The sequence below is a fragment of the Enterobacter sp. UNJFSC 003 genome, from assembly GCF_036903355.1.
Classification (GTDB): domain Bacteria; phylum Pseudomonadota; class Gammaproteobacteria; order Enterobacterales; family Enterobacteriaceae; genus Enterobacter.
In genome coordinates, this window is record NZ_JBAKHK010000140.1 from 1 (window position 1) to 276 (window position 276).

Annotated in this window: 1 protein-coding gene; it reads right to left on the reverse strand. The window is 70.7% G+C overall.

Annotated features, from left to right (window positions below; translation table 11 throughout):
- The coding region (locus V5P19_RS23490; protein WP_334407949.1) for a pyridoxal-phosphate dependent enzyme at positions 1-276 on the reverse strand (276 nt) is incomplete at both ends.

Below are 276 nucleotides of genomic sequence, written 5' to 3' on the forward strand. Positions count from 1 at the left end.
GGACAGATAGCGCTCGGAGAACGACGGCACGATCGCCAGCACGGTCTTGCCGGCGGCCTCCGGCCGCTTGCCGATCTCCAGCGCCGCCGCGATCGCCGCGCCCGAGGAAATGCCGCCGGGAATACCCTCGTGGCGCGCCAGCGCCCGCGAGGTCTCGATGGCGGTCGCGCTGTTGACCTTGACGATCTCGTCGATCACGGCGCGATCGAGGATGTCGGGCACGAAGCCGGCGCCGATGCCCTGGATCTTGTGCGGCGTGTGGGTGCCGCCCGACAG